This window comes from Nostoc sp. ChiQUE01b (assembly GCF_034531255.1).
Taxonomy (GTDB): Bacteria; Cyanobacteriota; Cyanobacteriia; order Cyanobacteriales; family Nostocaceae; genus Nostoc.
Map to the genome: position 1 here is coordinate 1 of NZ_JAVRBM010000046.1, position 18346 is coordinate 18346.

General features: G+C 42.5%; 22 protein-coding genes. 14 read left to right on the forward strand and 8 right to left on the reverse strand.

Annotated features, from left to right (window positions below):
* The first annotated feature begins 103 nt into the window (after positions 1-103).
* The 12 genes from RMY63_RS25690 (at position 104) to RMY63_RS25745 (ending at position 10147) form a co-directional block, all read left to right on the forward strand.
* Positions 104-1603: an MBOAT family protein gene (locus RMY63_RS25690; RefSeq protein ID WP_322731415.1), complete on the forward strand. Its 1500-nt coding sequence runs from the start codon at positions 104-106 to the stop codon at positions 1601-1603.
* A gap of 351 nt (positions 1604-1954) precedes the next feature.
* Complete coding sequence (psbA, locus tag RMY63_RS25695) at positions 1955-3037, forward strand: photosystem II q(b) protein (protein WP_322731416.1); 1083 nt, start codon at positions 1955-1957, stop codon at positions 3035-3037.
* 180 nt (positions 3038-3217) lie between these two features.
* Positions 3218-3907 carry a Uma2 family endonuclease gene (locus RMY63_RS25700; protein ID WP_322731417.1) on the forward strand — a complete coding sequence of 230 codons (690 nt, stop codon included), beginning with the start codon at positions 3218-3220 and terminating at the stop codon, positions 3905-3907.
* Between the two features lie 254 nt (positions 3908-4161).
* Positions 4162-5244, forward strand: coding sequence for a photosystem II q(b) protein (gene psbA / locus RMY63_RS25705; protein WP_322731418.1), 1083 nt, complete (start codon positions 4162-4164; stop codon positions 5242-5244).
* 324 nt (positions 5245-5568) lie between these two features.
* On the forward strand, positions 5569-6960 hold the full coding sequence (locus RMY63_RS25710; RefSeq protein ID WP_322731419.1) for a malic enzyme-like NAD(P)-binding protein: 1392 nt from the start codon (positions 5569-5571) through the stop codon (positions 6958-6960).
* A 328-nt stretch (positions 6961-7288) separates the two neighbouring features.
* On the forward strand, positions 7289-7423 hold the full coding sequence (locus RMY63_RS25715) for a hypothetical protein (RefSeq protein WP_322731420.1): 135 nt from the start codon (positions 7289-7291) through the stop codon (positions 7421-7423).
* 90 nt (positions 7424-7513) lie between these two features.
* Positions 7514-7717, forward strand: coding sequence for a hypothetical protein (locus tag RMY63_RS25720; protein ID WP_322731421.1), 204 nt, complete (start codon positions 7514-7516; stop codon positions 7715-7717).
* A 139-nt stretch (positions 7718-7856) separates the two neighbouring features.
* Complete coding sequence (locus RMY63_RS25725; RefSeq protein WP_322731422.1) at positions 7857-8261, forward strand: hypothetical protein; 405 nt, start codon at positions 7857-7859, stop codon at positions 8259-8261.
* Positions 8254-8559: a hypothetical protein gene (locus RMY63_RS25730; RefSeq protein WP_322731423.1), complete on the forward strand. Its 306-nt coding sequence runs from the start codon at positions 8254-8256 to the stop codon at positions 8557-8559. Before RMY63_RS25725 ends, RMY63_RS25730 begins: the two co-directional genes overlap by 8 nt.
* A 17-nt stretch (positions 8560-8576) precedes the next feature.
* The gene (locus RMY63_RS25735; protein WP_322730855.1) at positions 8577-8711 is read left to right on the forward strand and encodes a hypothetical protein; all 135 of its coding nucleotides are present in this window, start codon (positions 8577-8579) and stop codon (positions 8709-8711) included.
* Positions 8708-8977 carry a hypothetical protein gene (locus RMY63_RS25740; RefSeq protein WP_322731424.1) on the forward strand — a complete coding sequence of 90 codons (270 nt, stop codon included), beginning with the start codon at positions 8708-8710 and terminating at the stop codon, positions 8975-8977. The genes RMY63_RS25735 and RMY63_RS25740 overlap by 4 nt, the downstream gene beginning before the upstream one ends.
* Positions 8978-9289: 312 nt before the next feature.
* A complete protein-coding gene (locus tag RMY63_RS25745; RefSeq protein ID WP_322731425.1) occupies positions 9290-10147 on the forward strand; it encodes a lysophospholipid acyltransferase family protein in 858 nt (285 codons plus the stop codon).
* Positions 10148-10229: 82 nt separating this feature from the next.
* Here RMY63_RS25745 and RMY63_RS25750 read toward each other — a convergent pair whose 3' ends face one another.
* From RMY63_RS25750 to RMY63_RS25765, 4 genes are all read right to left on the reverse strand, one after another.
* Positions 10230-10490, reverse strand: coding sequence for a MoaD/ThiS family protein (locus RMY63_RS25750; protein WP_099103963.1), 261 nt, complete (start codon positions 10488-10490; stop codon positions 10230-10232).
* A gap of 260 nt (positions 10491-10750) precedes the next feature.
* A complete protein-coding gene (gene gatC, locus RMY63_RS25755; RefSeq protein WP_292856937.1) occupies positions 10751-11041 on the reverse strand; it encodes an Asp-tRNA(Asn)/Glu-tRNA(Gln) amidotransferase subunit GatC in 291 nt (96 codons plus the stop codon).
* Between the two features lie 76 nt (positions 11042-11117).
* The gene (locus tag RMY63_RS25760; protein ID WP_322731426.1) at positions 11118-11639 is read right to left on the reverse strand and encodes a photosystem I assembly protein Ycf3; all 522 of its coding nucleotides are present in this window, start codon (positions 11637-11639) and stop codon (positions 11118-11120) included.
* A 164-nt stretch (positions 11640-11803) separates the two neighbouring features.
* Positions 11804-12505, reverse strand: coding sequence for an SOS response-associated peptidase (locus RMY63_RS25765; protein ID WP_322731427.1), 702 nt, complete (start codon positions 12503-12505; stop codon positions 11804-11806).
* A gap of 193 nt (positions 12506-12698) precedes the next feature.
* Here RMY63_RS25765 and RMY63_RS25770 point away from each other — a divergent pair, with 193 nt between their 5' ends.
* Positions 12699-13310, forward strand: coding sequence for a glutathione S-transferase family protein (locus RMY63_RS25770; RefSeq protein ID WP_322731428.1), 612 nt, complete (start codon positions 12699-12701; stop codon positions 13308-13310).
* Between the two features lie 123 nt (positions 13311-13433).
* Here the strand turns inward: RMY63_RS25770 and RMY63_RS25775 are convergent, their stop codons facing one another.
* Both RMY63_RS25775 and RMY63_RS25780 read right to left on the reverse strand, forming a co-directional pair.
* Positions 13434-13661: a DUF167 domain-containing protein gene (locus RMY63_RS25775; protein ID WP_322731429.1), complete on the reverse strand. Its 228-nt coding sequence runs from the start codon at positions 13659-13661 to the stop codon at positions 13434-13436.
* Positions 13639-14055 (reverse strand): DUF2809 domain-containing protein, encoded by a 417-nt coding sequence (locus RMY63_RS25780; protein ID WP_322731430.1) that lies wholly within the window; start codon positions 14053-14055, stop codon positions 13639-13641. Before RMY63_RS25780 ends, RMY63_RS25775 begins: the two co-directional genes overlap by 23 nt.
* Positions 14056-14429: 374 nt before the next feature.
* On the opposite strand from RMY63_RS25780, the gene ribD reads away from it, so the two are divergent.
* On the forward strand, positions 14430-15647 hold the full coding sequence (ribD, locus tag RMY63_RS25785) for a bifunctional diaminohydroxyphosphoribosylaminopyrimidine deaminase/5-amino-6-(5-phosphoribosylamino)uracil reductase RibD (protein ID WP_322731431.1): 1218 nt from the start codon (positions 14430-14432) through the stop codon (positions 15645-15647).
* A gap of 39 nt (positions 15648-15686) precedes the next feature.
* On the opposite strand, the gene RMY63_RS25790 is transcribed toward ribD, so the two are convergent.
* Both RMY63_RS25790 and RMY63_RS25795 read right to left on the reverse strand, forming a co-directional pair.
* Positions 15687-15905 carry a hypothetical protein gene (locus RMY63_RS25790; protein WP_163937100.1) on the reverse strand — a complete coding sequence of 73 codons (219 nt, stop codon included), beginning with the start codon at positions 15903-15905 and terminating at the stop codon, positions 15687-15689.
* 525 nt (positions 15906-16430) lie between these two features.
* Positions 16431-18248, reverse strand: a complete 1818-nt coding sequence (locus RMY63_RS25795) for a serine/threonine-protein kinase (RefSeq protein ID WP_322731432.1) — start codon at positions 18246-18248, stop codon at positions 16431-16433.
* Positions 18249-18346: the final 98 nt, after the last annotated feature.

An 18346-nucleotide genomic window follows, 5' to 3' on the forward strand; every position in this document is an offset into this window, starting at 1 on the left:
AATGACAAATGACAAATGACAAATGACAAATGACAAATGACAAATGACAAATGACTAATGACAAATGACTAATGACTAATGACAAATGACAAATGACTAAAAAATGAACTTTATATCAATTTTCTATGGTCTGTTCCTGTTGAGCGTGTTAGGAATTTACTGGTCTTTAGCACAACATAAATTGCGATTGTGGACGCTGCTAATTGCTAGTTTGGTTTTCTATGCATCTTTGCACATTCAATACATACCATTACTATTAGCATTAACGTTTATTAATTTCCGCATAGGACTGGAAATTGGTAACAACACATCACCAGGAAAACATTCTCTTGACTGGCAAATTTCTAATGAAGAGTGGCAATTTGCTCAAGTTGATTGGAATCGTCGCCGTCTAAAGGTTTTGTCGGTAGGTATAATTTTAAATGTTTTACTGCTATTAGCTTTTAAGTATTTTACCCCTTTATTCAAGTTTGTTTTTCATGTCCAAACAAACTCACCAGATAGCTCTTTTAAATTAATTGCACCCTTGGGAATTTCATTTTTCACCTTTGAATGTATTGCTTATTTAATAGATGTCTATCGCGGTGCCCATGCTACTGATAATTTTCTCAAATTTGCTACATACAAATTATTCTTCGCCAAACTGATTTCAGGGCCGATTACGCGCTACCACAACTTAGCAAATCAATTTAATACACTAGAATTACCAAGTACTAATAGAGTAGCCCAAGCGCTGTGGTTGATTGCCAGGGGCGCAGTCAAAAAAGGTATTTTTGCAGACCACTTGGGAATTTTCGTCGATTTATGTTTTGGTAATTTACAACGGGCGGGTAGTACCGATTTGTGGTTAGCTACATTCGCTTATGGCTTGCAGTTATATCTAGATTTCAATGGTTACGTAGACATCGCCCGTGGTAGTGCGATGCTTTTCGGCTTAGTTCTACCTGAAAATTTCGACTTTCCTTATTTCAGCACCAATATTTCCGAGTTTTGGCGGCGCTGGCATATCACTCTAGGAGATTGGCTACGTAACTATGTCTACTTTCCTTTGGGTGGTTCGCGTCGGGGTTTAGTCCGTACCTGCTGGAATTTATTTATTGTGATGCTAATTGCTGGTATCTGGCACGGTGCTGCTTTGGGTTATGTCGTTTGGGGGATATTCCACGGATTAGCTTTGGTGGTTCATCGACTTACAGATTCTATAAGCGATCGCTTTGAAAATCTAGAACAATTCTGGCAAAATCCTCTGGGTATCTTTGTCGCTTGGTTCTTAACTCAACTGATGGTTTTTACCTCTTGGATTTGGTTCCGTCTACCTAATCTCCAAGACTCTTCTTTGGTAATTCGGCATCTTTGGGGTTATCCGGCTGACGCCCAGTTTGCTGAAAAGGTCTATGTGGAAGCTTTAAATATGAGTCAATCTCAACTCGCTTGGGTACTTATAGGTTTAGCTGCCCTTATGTCTATAGTCTATACCTTCAATCGAATGCTGAAGTTAGAGTTTAACTGGCCCCTTAAGCTTGTCTTCGTTCCCATCTGTTTCTACGCTGTTTGGTTATTAGCTCCTGAAGGCAGTTTGCCCTACATCTACTTTGATTTTTAACCGAACCATCAGACAACATAGAACTTATTATCTAGTTACAAATCGACAAGATTTAAAATTTGTCCCATCAGCTAATTATAAAGAAGTGTAAAGGAAAGTAACTAAGCGATCGCGTCATTGAAAGTGATAATTAGTTTGTTGTTGAAATGGCTTAAAAAGCCTTAATCCATTACTTTTATCTCCATTATTTATAGTAGAAAAACTTTACAGTTCGATGAGTTTGTTAAAGAATTATGTTACAGAATATTAAGTCAAAGTTCGCGTCAAAGTAAATTCATGTAAACTGTATTTCAACAGGCAAAAATAAAACCGCTTGTTCCATTTTTAACAACCCATAGCACTTATAAAACAATGACCACAACCTTACAACGGCGCTCTAGCGCTAACGTATGGGATCGCTTCTGCGAGTGGATCACCAGCACCGACAACCGCATATATATCGGTTGGTTTGGTGTACTCATGATCCCAACCCTACTAGCTGCTACAACCTGCTTCGTAATTGCTTTCATCGCTGCTCCTCCTGTGGACATTGATGGCATCCGCGAACCAGTTGCAGGTTCTTTGATCTACGGAAACAACATCATCTCTGGTGCAGTTGTTCCTTCTTCAAACGCCATCGGTTTGCACTTATACCCAATATGGGAAGCAGCATCTCTTGATGAGTGGTTGTACAACGGTGGCCCTTACCAATTGGTAATTTTCCACTTCTTGATCGGTTGCGCTGCCTACCTTGGTCGTCAGTGGGAACTTTCTTACCGCTTAGGTATGCGTCCTTGGATCTGCGTAGCTTACAGCGCACCTCTAGCTTCTGCTACCGCAGTATTCTTGATCTACCCAATCGGTCAAGGTTCTTTCTCTGATGGTATGCCTCTGGGTATCTCTGGAACCTTCAACTTCATGATTGTGTTCCAAGCAGAACACAACATCTTGATGCACCCCTTCCACATGTTAGGTGTGGCTGGTGTATTCGGCGGAAGTTTGTTCTCTGCAATGCACGGTTCTCTAGTAACTTCCTCCTTGGTACGTGAAACCACCGAAACCGAATCCCTTAACTACGGTTACAAATTCGGTCAAGAAGAAGAAACCTACAACATCGTTGCAGCCCACGGCTACTTCGGTCGTTTAATCTTCCAATACGCTTCCTTCAACAACAGCCGTTCACTGCACTTCTTGCTCGCAGCTTGGCCTGTCGTCGGTATCTGGTTCACCGCTTTGGGTATCAGCACGATGGCATTCAACCTGAACGGTTTCAACTTCAACCAATCAATCATTGACTCCCAAGGTCGCGTCATCAGCACCTGGGCAGACGTAATCAATCGCGCTAACTTGGGTATGGAAGTAATGCACGAGCGTAACGCTCACAACTTCCCCCTAGACTTAGCTGCTGGTGAAGTTGCTCCTGTAGCAATGACTGCTCCTGCTATCAACGGTTAATACTTCAGTATTAGCTAAATAAGAAAGCGCCCTCCAGAAATGGGGGGCGCTTTTTAGTTGTAATTATTTTAAAATGGAGCGATGCGAATACATCACTAAGTAAATAATTTGCTTGGGGAAGATATCACACTCCTCTATGTTAGATTCAAACTACAACTCCTGCGGATGAGGAATCAGGTAATGACGGCTTCTGTGGAACATGGCTTAAATAATAGCGCTTTTATACCTCCCTTAGAAAGTGGCGATCGCTTAACCCGCCACGAATTTGAGCGTCGTTATACAGCAATGCCCGATAAAAAAGCGGAATTAATTGAAGGAGTCGTCTACGTGGCATCACCTCTGCGTTTTAGAAGTCATGGTTTACCTCATGGAAACTTAATTATCTGGTTAGGAAATTACAAAGTTTCCACCCCAAACGTAGAACTAGGCGACAATACTACTGTGCGCTTAGATTTAGACAATGAACCACAACCTGATGTTTTGCTGTTGATAGATAAACCAGCCAGAGGACAAGCACAGATCACTGAAGATGATTACGTAGAAGGCGCACCGGAATTAGTAGCAGAAGTAGCATCCAGTAGTGCATCTATTGATTTATATGACAAAAAACGCGCCTATCGTCGCAACGGAGTACAGGAATACATCGTCTGGCAGACTTTAGAGAATAAACTCGACTGGTTTTGTTTGCAAAATGGTGAATATTTACCACTCGTGGCAGATGCAGATGATGTGATTAAAAGTCGGGTATTTCCGGGTTTGTGGTTAGCTGTCACCTCATTAATCACAGGAGATATGACGAAAGTTTTAGCAGTGCTGCAACAAGGGTTAAGTTCAAAAGAACACGCTGAGTTTGTTGAGAGTTTAACTTAGCAAAACTTAAAAATAATGTCTTGAAAAATACAAATTATTAATGTAAAACGTGATATTAGGAGCCGGGAAAGTTTTCCCTTTTTTCACACAGTCTCCCTGGGGAAGTGAGTTAACAGCATTTTTGGTGTGAGGTAATTCCAGAAAGTCCCGGCTATTAGGGAGAAGGTATTTGGCGAAAGTCTTTGAAAACAGCTTAGTTCTCAATTCTTAAAAATTGGGAAGTTTGTTGTCACCGATTTATAAATAACACAGTTATGTCCACAACTCTAGGAAGAAGCGAAAGCGGCAACCTGTGGGATCGTTTCTGTCAATGGATTACTAGCACCGACAATCGGCTTTATATCGGCTGGTTCGGCGTTTTAATGATCCCTACCCTATTAACCGCTACCATCTGTTTCATTATTGCCTTTATTGCTGCACCACCTGTCGATATTGACGGCATTCGGGAGCCAGTTTCTGGTTCTTTATTATACGGCAATAACATCATTACTGGTGCTGTTGTACCTACATCTAATGCCATTGGTTTGCACTTCTACCCAATTTGGGAAGCTGCTTCAATGGATGAATGGCTTTACAACGGCGGCCCTTATCAGCTGATTGTTTTGCACTTTCTGTTTGGGATCTTCTGCTGGCTCGGTCGGCAATGGGAGTTAAGCTATCGTCTGGGGATGCGTCCTTGGATTTGCCTTGCTTACTCTGCCCCTGTAGCTGCTGCAACTTCGGTTTTCTTAATTTACCCAATTGGTCAAGGTAGCTTTTCTGACGGGATGCCTCTGGGCATTAGTGGCACTTTTAATTTCATGTTGGTATTCCAAGCCGAGCATAACATTCTCATGCACCCATTCCATGAATTAGGTGTAGCGGCGGTGTTCGGTGGTGCTTTATTCGCAGCAATGCACGGTTCATTAGTGTCTTCCTCTTTAGTCAGAGAGACAACAGAAGCTGAATCTATAAACTATGGGTACAAGTTTGGTCAAGAACAAGAAACCTATAGCATCGTAGCGGCTCACGGTTACTTTGGGCGGTTAATCTGGCAATATGCCAGCTTTAACAACTCGCGTTCTTTGCACTTTTTCTTGGCTGCTTGGCCTGTAGTTGGTATCTGGTTGACGGCATTGGGTATCAGTACAATGGCGTTCAACCTCAACGGGTTCAACTTTAACCAATCAATTCTTGATTCCAAAGGTCATGTAATTAATACATGGGCAGATGTGCTAAACCGCGCCAATTTGGGTATAGAAGTAATGCACGAGCGCAATGCTCATAACTTCCCTCTGGATTTGGCGGCGGGTGAGGCAGTACCAGTGGCAACAATCGCACCTGTAATTCACGGTTAATTGTAAGTTAAAATTCACTGCGCTCTCTGTATAGAGGGCGCTTTTTTCATGCATGAAGCTATAGTTATATAAATATTTACATAGATAAAATATAAAAAATATCTGGTGTATTTGGGTACAATTACTAAACTGTTACTCATTTATATTAGTAAATGCATTGGTATAAATAAAAATAATTATCAAAACTGTAAGCAGTGGGTAAACTAACTGCTGATGATTATCCCAAAAGTTTACATACATTGTGTTTCCACAGATTACAAATCTTAGATTTTAATTTTTGTCTCAATTCAATATAAAATCTAAAACTTAAAATCCAAAATCAACATGGCAAACCTAACTCCGAATTCTAGTTTTAGTTTGACACTGCGCTTGCAGATTCCCAATCGTATAGGGATGTTGGCATCAATAACCCAGGCGATCGCAACCACTGGTGGTAATCTTGGTCAAATCGATTTAATCGAGCAAACTCGCAAAGAATCTACCCGCGATCTGACTGTGGATGCTGCCAGTACTGAACACGCTGAAACCATTGTGCAAGCAATCAAGGCATTGCCAGACATCAAGTTACTCAGTGTCTACGATCGCACCTTTAATTTGCATCGCGGTGGCAAAATCAGCATTAGCAGTAGAATTCCCTTAAGAAGTGTTTCCGATTTGGCAATGGCTTACACGCCCGGAGTCGGTCGAATTTGTACAGCGATCGCTCAAGACCCAGAGGAAGTTTACAACTTAACCATTAAACAAAATACTGTTGCTATTGTTACCGATGGTAGTGCCGTTTTGGGTTTGGGAAATCTCGGCCCAGCCGCAGCCCTACCAGTCATGGAAGGCAAAGCAATGCTATTCAAGGAATTTGCGGGGCTGGATGCTTTTCCCATTTGTCTCGCCACCCAAAATACAGAAGAAATTATCCAGGCAGTTAAGAATATTGCTCCGGTATTTGGGGGCGTAAATTTAGAGGATATTGCTGCACCTCGCTGCTTTGAAATTGAAAAGAGATTACGCCAAGAGTTAGATATCCCCGTTTTTCACGACGATCAGCACGGTACAGCAATTGTCACCTTGGCTGCGTTGTTTAATTCCCTGAAACTGGTACATAAATCCTTAGCAGAAATCAAGATTGTGATTAACGGTGCTGGGGCGGCGGGAGTAGCGATCGCTCGGTTACTCCGTAAAGCTGGGGCAGAAAAAATCTGGATGTGCGACTCTAAAGGGATTCTTTCTAACAGTCGCACCGATTTAACAGAGGAAAAACTCGAATTTGCTGTGAAAGGTCAGGGTACATTAGCGGGTGCAATGCAAGGGGCAGATGTGTTTATTGGTGTTAGTGCACCAGGAGTTTTGACACCAGAAATGGTGCAATCGATGGCGAAAGATCCAATTATCTTTGCAATGGCAAATCCGATTCCAGAGATTCAGCCAGAATTAATCAGTAAAGATGTTGCTGTCATCGCCACCGGTCGCAGTGATTACCCAAATCAAATCAATAACGTCCTCGCTTTTCCTGGGGTATTCCGTGGTGCTTTAGATTGTCGGGCCCAGACAATTACCATCCAAATGTACCTAGAAGCTGCAAGTGCGATCGCCTCTTTAGTTAAGCCTTCAGACTTGAATCGGGAACATATTATTCCTTCAGTCTTTGATGAGCGTGTTGTCACTGCTGTTGCTGCTGCTGTCCAACGTGCCGCGCGGGAAGAAGGTATCGCTCGAAATTAATTAAAAAAGAATTCAGAATACAGAATACAGAATACAGAATTCAGAATGCTTTTCCATTAGAGATTTAGACCAGTCACTACGAAAGTTGACTAGCAAATTCAAAACAAAATTTGGTGCGATGTTTCACCGTTTATTCAGACGCTCTCTACGAGACGCTGCGCTGTCCACCAGTCATCCAAATTCTGAATTCTGACTCTGACTCTTGAATTCTTTCTTGTTAACTCAAATAATTACTTTTATGGGATGGGCATCTCGCTCGTCCCTGAGCTTTTAGGCTGCAATCAATTTGCGCTATGAACTGATGTTAAACAAAATATCACAAAAAACAATGGAAGCCTACGAAAAGTTGATCAGTGTATTACAAAACGCTATTGAACGGCAACCGCCAGAGATAGCCGAACAGTTGCGTCGAATTATCTGTGAAGTGACTAGTCAAATACTAGAGGAACAAGAAGAACAATAAGACTAAATCAAAACTGATTGCGCTTCACTTGCCGCGATCGCAATCGACACTCTTATAAAGGACTTGTCAAAAATAGCACATTTTGAGCAAATGAAAGTAACAACCATCACTTACCAAAGAGTTCTCAATCTCAGTGACTACAATTCGTGCAGATTAGAGAAAACCGCACTAGCTGACGAGTTTGAAGATCAGGAAATTGCAACACAGACGCTCATAGAAGGTGTTGAGCGCCAAATCCATGAGTCGGGGATACACAAGCAAATTGATAAGGAAATCAGAGACAGGAAGAAATAATTAGCGGATCTTAACCAAGAGTATGCAGAGTTGAGTAAACAGGTTGAACTTCTCAAAGCTCAACAAAATACTGCATTGCAGGTTGAAGACGACCGATTTTAGTCAGAATTTTTAGGCGATTGCAAACGGTGGCTTTGCGATGAATGAAGAGTGGGTTGCTTCTATGATGTGTTGGTTTGAAGGGTTCGCTCGTGGGAAAGAACTTGCTGATTTTCTCGCAACTGCACCAGAGGTAGGAACTCCTGAAGGTGCTAAAGCTTTTGTTGACTTTCGCGCTCAACAGTATGAGCGATGGATTGAGGGAAACCAGCAGCCGCCGCCAATTAATTCCATTGATGATATCGACCCCAGGCTACGCACGCCGGAACTGGAAGGAATCTTCAAGATGATACCAATTGAGGCTGCGATCGACCAGGGTGGCTACTCAGTAATGGACGTTTTAAGCGGTCGAGCCATGATTGATGTTCTTAACGAAATTGACCCCGAAAATTCATATTCATTAGTTTGTGATGATGATTTTGAGAACGATGAAATTTATGAATAATGAAACAAATAAAAATATCTCCCAACCAGATCCAGAATGGGACTATTACGAAATCTGGCAATCATTGCATCATATCAAAACTAAAATTGATGCCGGATTAATTTTTATTTCTGGAAAAGAACACACTAGCCGAAACGGTGGCAACCATACCACCGTCGCGGATTGTGTCCAAAGCATCTGCAAGTTAATTAGAGAAAGTGCGGCGTTCATTCAGAATTGCGCCCCTAAATTGTGGCGTTCCTGTGTTCATAAATATCCATTGCCCAAGACTATGGAATTGAGTTTGACCCAATCCTAGAGTTACACGCTGACTGGATGTGCGATATCTCACTTTTTGAGCAGCACTTAGAGGCAAGGATTGCCGAGATGTTGACTGAGACTGCATTCAAGCCTTACATGAACTGTTTGGCAAATTCGGTTTTGGGTTACGAGTGCGATCGCGTCTCTTGACTCGAATTTACCCTTTTGAGTCGTTCCTGGGTGTCAATGGCAGGCCCGTTATTGAGTACGAAGTCCGCGAAGTGAAAAAAACCAAGCGGGAGCGCAAAGACGGAGAAACCACAGTCCGACGTTTAGCCGGCGATACCAAACGAATTAAACGCAACCGCAGCCGCGACACTTTCAAAATGCGTTTGGGTATGGGTACTGTCTTAGAACAGTCAGGAGATGGACTTGTTGAAAAAGCTAGCGGCTCATCACTCACTGTGCCGAATTAGCCTGTCCACTTCGGGCAGTGCAGATCCACCAAACCTTACACATGGGCTTTAATCGGCTATACCCAGCTTTGCACCGACTCAAAAAACACGGTTATGTACAAGGTAGGGCAGAATCTCAAAAGTTGTTATACGAGCTTACAGGGCTACAGCCACCAGCGTCATAAAATGGGGATTTCTCCCATTCCCCAAAAGTTTCAATTACCCTGAATGGCAAGTTAAACCAGAAACCTTAAAAGGCTTTAACCCAACCGTATTGAGTTATATCTAAACAAGGGATTGTTTGAACTTTGCCAATACTGTTAGAATGCATCGATGTCAAAAAAGCAACATTTCTTAAATAAAAAACCTGGTTGGTCTTTGGATGAGCGAGATCCCAAGTTCATAGAATCTCTGATGCCCCTGTTTGGCTTTTTGTATCACTACTATTTCCGAGTTGAAACTAGTGGCTGGGATAATATTCCACCCCAACAAAAAGTCCTATTTGTTGGTTCGCACAATGGAGGACTCGCTGCACCCGATATGTCAATGATGATGTACGACTGGTTCCGAAGATTTGGTGTAGAGAAACCCATTTATGGTTTGATGCATCCCAAGGCTTGGCAGGTTAGCACACCACTAGCGCAACTGGTCGCCAAGGCTGGAGCAATTATCGCCCATCCAAAAATGGCTTACACTGCCTTACGCTCTGGAGCGAGTGTGCTAGTTTATCCTGGTGGAGCCGAAGATGTCTTCCGACCGCATTATTTACGTAACAAAATCTACTTGGCAGGGCGACAAGGATTTATCAAGTTAGCGTTACGGGAAAATGTGCCGATTGTGCCTGTGATTTCCTGGGGCGCTCACGATACACTCATTGTAATCGCTGACTGCTACAAAGTTGTGCAACAACTCCACGAGTGGGGAATGCCTTGGCTATTAGGTATCGATCCAGAAGTTTTTCCAATCTATCTCGGACTGCCTTGGGGATTAGCAATTGGCCCATTACCCAATATTCCATTACCAGTGCCCATATATACGCGAGTTTGTCCGCCAATTGTATTTGAACGCTACGGCCGTGAAGCAGCTAGCGATCGCCAGTATATCAATGAATGTTATGAATTAGTTGTTAGTCAAATGCAGCAAGAGTTAGATAACTTAATAAAGCTAACTGCTAAGACCAATTCTCTTTGAATAGTTATGAGTTAGAAGCTTTGAATCTTTAATTTATCACTCCTAACTCGCAACTCCTAACTCCCAACTCCTAACTGTTTTCCTAGCCACCGCTAACTGGTGGAATCAACACAACCTCATCCCCATCTTGTAGTAGGGTATCTGGTTCGACAAATATCAAATTAATCCCAAAACGGGTTATATCGCGCCATTGTGAGAGTTCAGGGTGTTCAGCTATGAGGCGATCGCATACTGCTTTGACTGGCATACTATTAGGAAATTCCAGCACTAGTTCCGAAACCCTAAAGGCTTCTTGATAAGCAGCGAACAACTTGACGGTAACGGTGATTACAGATTTAGACATATAGCAAGGGACTGGGGACTGGGTGAAAAGTCTTTGTCTTGAAAAGTGACGCTCCTGCGTCGCTAACGCTGCGCTAACAGATCAGCCCAAGCCGCCGCTCCAACTTTTCGCTTTGTGTCTAAGTTTTATCATCTGTTAATGTCCTAATCACTAAGGCTTGTGCTATACAACATACTTTGGCAGTACGAGCAAGTGTTTTAACAGTTGCTATGCGCTATCGTCAATCTACAATTGTAAATCTAAAATCCCAAATTGTTTGACTATTCAGCATTGAGGATTTTTGGTACTTTAAAAAATTCGCCTTCCTGTTCAGGTGCGCTGTTGAGAATACTTTCCCGGTCAGGATAGGGTTGCAATTCATCCTCTCGTGTGATATTGCTGACATCAATTGCGCGTGTTGTTGGCAGCACATTACTGACATCAAGTTCATTCAATTGTTCGATATAGTCCAGAATACTTCCTAACTGGGTAGTGAATTGTTCCTCTTCTTCTGGAGTCAATTCTAAACGAGCAAGATTAGCTACTTTGTGAACTTGTTCTTGGTCAATCATAAATTGTCATTGGTCACTGGTCATTGGTCATTGGTCATTAGTCCTTAGCAAATGACAAAGAACTAATGACTAATGACTAAAAGAATACGTCAATTTGCGATCGCCCGCTGGTTTTCAGCCAGTTTTGGGCTTCGATGTAGTTATTGGGAGCCATGCGAATCGCACGCATCCAATAGTCTGCTGCTTGGTCAAAAAGTGCTTCACCAGCCTCGTCATCTCCAGCTTCTTTTTCTTTTTCGCCTTGGTAGTGGTAAATCACAGCGATGTTATTCAAGGCTTGGGGCATACGTGGGTTTAACTCAATTGCCTTGTGATATAGTTCTAAAGCCTTGTGATGGTCGCCATTGCTGGCATAAATTAGCCCCATATTGTAGTAAATATAGCCGCGATCGTTGGTATCTTCCTCTAGTGTTAGAGCTTCTTCATAGCATTCCAATGCCTCAGCATATTCCCCTTCCGCTTGGGCCGACATACCATCTCGATAATAAACAAACGCTTCTTTAGCTTTTTTGTTGGTTGGCAGCATCTTCAGAATGATATCCGCCATCACAGTAAAGGACTTGTCAATAAAATTATCGTTTTTTTGTGTTCTTGGCATATTTATCTCTGGGTATTGGGTATTGGGGCATGGGGCATTGGCCAAACAGGGCATGGGGCATTGGCCAAACAGGGCATGGGGCATGCTCCCCTGCTCCCCTGCTCCCCCGCTCCCCCTGCTCCCCCTGCTTCCTCATCTCCCCAATCCCCTAGTTCACTCAATAGTTAATTTAACTGATTTGGGGGGGCATTCTTCTCGCTGAGGGGTACGATACATTCTGAACTATTATGTCGAGAGTTGTTTACCAAGGTGCTAACTGGATGTGCAATCATTGCTGGCGCTGGATATGGACGCAATAGCTGCTGTAGGGTTTGGGTCGTTTGCACTTGGGAATCTAGCCATAAATCGTAATCTTGTGGCTCCAGAATCACTGGCATCCGCTCGTGGATGGGTTGGAGTAATTCGTTAGCTGCCGTTGTCAATATTGTACAAGAGATTATTTCTTCGTTAGCAGGCGATCGCCATCTCTCCCACAAACCTGCAAAACCGAAGGGTTGCCGATCTTGAAGACGAAAATAAAATGGCTGCTTCTTACCTTGTTGGCGTTGCCACTCATAAAAGCCATCAGCTAGCACTAAACAGCGTCTGTGCTTAAAAGCCGAACGAAAAGCAGGTTTTTCGGCAACAGTTTCTGCCCTAGCATTAATCAGCTTTGCTGCCATTCCTGCATCTTTCGCCCATGACGGAATTAATCCCCAATGCAACTGCTTAAATTCCCGCTTTTCGCTTTCGGGATTTTGTAACACTGTCGCCACCATTTGCGTAGGTGCAATGTTATATTCGGCTGCCAAATCGGGAACTGACTCGACATGGAAAACTTTAGATAATCCTGCTGCTGACTGGTTTAAAGTAAATCTTCCACACATAGTTTTTTTTTCGACCATTAACTAAATTAAACATCTCAATCTATAAATAATATATTTTTTTATTTTCTCGAATAATTTTCTGTAGTACGTTCAGATCCTAAATCAAAAAAATATCCGGTTTTGGGAAAATCTTTTGGTAAAATATTGTATTTTGAACATTTGCTTATCAACATATTCCTAACTGGATTTTAACATGGAACTACTGCATCTGTACGATTTTTTACCTTCTGGTCATGGTTATAAGATACGTCTTTTATTGACTCAACTAGGTATACCTTTTGAGAGGATAGAGATTAACATCTTGAAAGGCGAGACTCGAACACCAGAATTTTTAAGTAAAAATCCTAACGGTAAGATACCTGTTCTGGAAATCGAGCCAAGGAAATATTTGGCAGAATCAAATGCCATATTGGTTTATCTCAGTGAAGGTACAGAGTTTTTACCTTATGACCGCTTTTTACGAGCGCAGGTACTACAATGGTTATGTTTTGAACAATGTAGCCATGAGCCTTTTATTGCTACATCAAGATTTTGGATTTCTATTCTAGGTAAAGCTGAAAAATATAGTGAAGCTATCAAACAAAAACGCGAACCGGGCTATGCAGCACTTAACTTGATGGATAAACACTTAACTTCTCAAGATTTTTTTGTAGGAGAACGTTATACGATTGCTGATATTGCCTTGTTTGCTTATACTCATGTAGCTGATGAAGGTGGGTTTGATTTAACACAATATCCTGCTATTCAAGCTTGGATAGAAAGAGTCAAAATTCAACCAAGGTATATCAGTATTACAGAGGCATAAAAATTAGATTTTGCAAGTATCCTATCTCTCGTTTATTGTCTCTAGCAGAGAATGTAGTGGGTGGAATGTAACTCACATTCAGAAGGCAGCAAAGTCTTCAAAAAAGGTATTATTAAGCAGCAGTTAGGTATTCGGATCAATTTCCATCAGCTTTTGCCGAGAGGAGAAACCTGACTTAATTCTGATATGAGATTTGGGTACATCAAATTTATCTGCTAGTAGTTTAATTAACTCTTCATTAGCCTTCCCATCAACTGGGGGCGATTTTAAATAAACAGTCAGACTGCCATCAGATTGTTCTTCAATTTTTTGCTGTTTTGAATTAGGTTTAACCTTGACTTTTTTTTGCATAACCTATTCCATGTAATTGTCGCAGCCACAACCAGCCTAAAACAGAACCCAATATATAATGAGGAAAATCCCACCAAACAAAGGTCGTACCAAGTAACAATTTACCTATCAAGGTGGCGCGAATTTGCTCTAATAGTGGCGGATGCCAAAGTTGCAAGAATTCTAGTATACAGGTGATGACAAAAACCCATATAGGAATTTGGATTACCGCTGCCCGACTTCTGAAAAACCAAAATGCGAACAGACACCAAAATATTTCGTAAAATACAGCTGCTCCGTAATCATTAAACCAGTGATGGGCAGGCCCATTATAATACTTAAACAAAAATCCTATCGGTACAACGATGAGCGCAGAAATAATAATAAATATTGTTTGGTTACGGTATCGAAGCATTTTCTACAAACTAGAGACTATGCAAGATTTTAGCAGCGGTTTGGGCTAAGAGTGCGATCGCAGCTGCTCAGGAGATATTTACCCCTTTGAGTCGTTCCTGGGTGTAAATGGTAAACCCGTAATACTGTTCCAGGAATTGTGTAAAATAATTCCTCTGACCTGATACAATAGCCCTTCATCCAAATGAAGGGTTTTGAAACCTATACTTTCAGTTACCCTGAACTGATAAGTGTGAATATTACAGACTCATGTAAGTTGAGACAGCCAATAATAGTGCCTAGATATTACTGTTTAATTATCAGGAGCAAAGCGCGATTCTCTTGTGGAGAGGCTGCGCGATCGCGTGCAGAATATTTACAGTATTGCCTAAAATTATGGATAATTCCCCAGTGGTCGCTCAAACAGATGCATCCTTACCAAATTACACTCAGGAAAATACACGAATAGTGGAGTCAGCAACTGGCTCGAATTCACCACCGCAGCAAAAGGTAGGAAGTGACTTTGACTCTGGCATGATGCTGCGGTGTTTGGAACTGGCTCGCCGTGCTTTAGGGCGGACTTCGCCAAATCCGTTAGTGGGAGCGGTGATTGTCAAGGATGGTGAGATTGTCGGCGAAGGATTTCATCCTCGCGCAGGTGAGCCTCATGCAGAAGTGTTTGCTTTAAGAGCAGCAGGCGATCGCTCTCGTGGTGCAACAATCTATGTCAGCCTCGAACCTTGCAATCACTACGGACGTACTCCCCCTTGTTCGGAAGGATTGATTAAAGCAGGGGTGGCAAAAGTAGTAGTGGGTATGGTTGATCCCAATCCACTGGTAGCTGGAGGTGGCATCGCCCGTTTACGGGCGGCGGGGATCGAAGTGTTGGTAGGAGTAGAAGAGTCAGCCTGCCGTCAACTAAATGAAGCTTTTGTGCATCGCATTCTCCATAAGCGACCTTTGGGAATTTTAAAATATGCCATGACTTTAGATGGCAAAATTGCTACCACCTCTGGTCATAGCGCTTGGGTAACAAGTCAAGAAGCCCGCAATGAAGTACATCTAGTGCGGGCGGCTTGTGATGCCATAATTGTCGGCGGTAATACAGTCCGACAAGATAATCCTTACTTAACCAGCCATCAGGTGGGGGCACATAATCCCCTGCGGGTGGTGATGAGTCGCCATCTCAACTTACCGCCGAGTGCCCATCTGTGGCAAACTGCGGATGCTCCAACTTTGGTGTTGACACAGAAGGGTGCTAATCCCGATTTTCAAGAACTGTTGCTCAAACAGGGTGTAGAGGTGGTGGAATTAGCATCACTTGTACCGGATAAGGCAATGGCATACTTATATGAACGAGGTTTTTGTAGCGTGCTGTGGGAGTGTGGTGGGACTTTAGCTGCTAGTGCGATCGCTCAAGGAGCAGTGCAAAAAGTTTTGGCATTTATTGCCCCGAAAATCATTGGTGGTAGTATTGCTCCCACACCAGTGGGCGATTTAGGTTTTACTACCATGACTGAGGCGTTGTCTTTAGAACGTGTTCGTTGGCGTGTAGTCGGCTCTGACTGCTTAGTGGAAGGTTATTTTTCCCCAAAAGCTAATAGTCAACAGTAATAACACTTGACAATCAATCTATTTATTTTGATTTTGCAATCATGAACACTGGCGTTCATGGGCAATATCACGTATGAGGGCTAGCCGAGATTGAATGTAGTGGCATAGAAAGTCAGTTTCGTTAGAATCTAACAACACTTGCGTTTCGGTTTGTTTTACTAACCACTGCACCAAGCTAGCATCATCGAGTTGTAAGAGGAGCTTGGCTTGCGCGGTTTCAACCACTGACCAAAGCTGACGCATGATTGTAGGAGTCATCAGACCTCGATTGAATAATGAGCTATTAGCTGTCTTTAGATTACACAATTCCGATCGCAATTTACGACATGAATGTAGAAGCTGAGACAAGTATTATTAAAAACTTAATAATGGTATTTATAACTTTATGAAGATTAAGAATTTGAAACTCAGTTTGAAAATGGGCATAAGGCATTGGATATCGGAAATACAGATTCTCAAGAATTAGAGGATATTTTAAAAGGGTATTTGCTTTAACAAAGTGTAGGGGTTTAAGTCCCCGGCTTCTATCAAGCCGCAAGTGTTGGGCTGCTTGTCTTTATCCCCGTTACAACACGGAAAAAGCGAATTGCGAATTGCGAATTGCTTTAATGTTTACTACGTCTGCTATAGAAGTGTCATAACTTAGTGAATTTATCATAAAGCTCATAAATTTGTGACAGTTTTTGAGTCTGCTGTAAAAATCAATGGTTCTTCAGCACTTAATTCTGCCAAATTATTAACAATAGCTAATCAAGGAAATGTTAAAAATATATCATTAAGACATTAACACTTTTTGGCTGTAGATGGACTCACAAAATCATGTAAATCTACATCCCAAATGCTGATATAAATAAAATTACACTCTTGGCGGATAATCTGACCCTTGACTGAGCCATTCTTAAAACTAAAATTATCAGACTGACGTTGCTGTACTTGTTTCAGTCCCTGCTTAATTTTTTCAGTCGCTTGCCCATTTAACATTCCATTCAAAGTAGACTCCATTACCTGCGGGTCTACCGATTGGGCAAAAGATACCTCAGTTTGGCGCAGCGTTTTAGAATTCCGATCGAATAAGTAGCCAAGATCAATTTTGTTTGGCACTAGTTTGTAAACAACAGCACGAGTATTGCCCCATGCACCTCTTAAATCTTGATTTGGTTTGCCGAGGGTAGCTTCTACGGCGCTTCTGGATGTACCTGTAGGAAATGCGGGAACGTCTTGCTTACTAGCAGTTGCAGCTAATTTACTGCGCGGCTTTTTTTGTGGTGTGGAACGCCCTTCTGGTGTGGGAACCGGAACCTGATTCTCTGGTTTTGGCTGTAGTCTTGGTGTTATTACTGGTATTACGGTATCTAAAGGAACAGAATTACTTTCTAGCTCTGATATGGATGGGACATTAAAAGTTGGTATAGATTCAGGAGTTACTTGTGGCTGCGGTGGTGAGGTGGGTACAACTGGGACTGGAGAAGGTTGGGAAGAAACTGGCGAGTTGGTAGATGTAGCAGTAGGTAGAGATTCTGATGTGGGATTTGTGGTAACGGTTGTTTGTAGTTGTTGCTGGCGATTCATGCCAGAAATTGCAATTGCACCAATCAAGCCGCCTATCAGCAAACTGCCAACAATGACAGCAGGTTTTTGCCAGTTTCCAGGAGTTGAAGATCCTGGAATCGCAGAATTGTTTTGCAAAGAATATAATGGCTGGGTTTGCTGAGTTGATGCAGTGGAAGAAAAACTGACTGTGGAAGTATTTGCAGCTAACTCAGGAGGTATATTACTAACAGATTGCAGGGCATATAGCATTTTACTAGCAGTGCTGTAGCGATCGCCAGCATGAGGCTTAATTGCCTGATTGAGTACCGCCGCCAATTGGGAAGAGACGTTAGGGGCGTGCTGCTGCCAAAGTATTTCCCCAGTTTGCAGATCAGTTAGTAGTCCTTGCGGGTGTTTGCCAGTTAGCAGATAAATCGCCGTTAAACCTAAGCTGTAGATATCAGTGGCGTAAACTGGGCGGCCAACGGCTTGTTCGCTAGGCATATACCCAGGCGTACCAATAACAAGCGATCGCGTGGGATATGCTGGAGAATTCACTACTGAACGGATTGTTTCTTTGACTGCACCAAAATCAATCAAAACTGGATTACCATCAGCAGAACGCAGAATAATGTTATCTGGCTTGATATCCCGGTGAATAATGCCTTTACTGTGAACATAATCTAAGACTGAAAGCAGACTCAAGAGAATTTGCCGAACAGCAATTTCACTCTCCAATCCTTTGGCTTCAACAATTTTCGTCAGGGTTTGACCGTGAATCCATTCTTGGACGAGGTAAAACTGCCCGTTTTCAGAAAAATAGGCGTAGAGTTTGGGAATTTGGTGACTACTTTCACCCAAATACTCTAAGGTTGCTGCTTCCCGTTCAAACCGCTGTTGGATAAGTTGGTAGGTTTGTGGGTCATTATTGGTTATCGGTTTTAGTTGCTTGATTACACAGCGACGGCGAGAAGGCATGTGGACATCTTCTGCTAGAAAGGTTTCGCCAAACCCACCAGCGCCGATTACTTGGATAATTTGATAGCGATTGTTCAGCTGGGTTATTGTCATGAAAAATTACAAGCGTAGACAGCTAGTGCGGAGCCGGAGACTTCCTGTCTTCTCCAGGCTTGTCGTCAGACATCGCCCTTTCCAAATGTACATCAGAT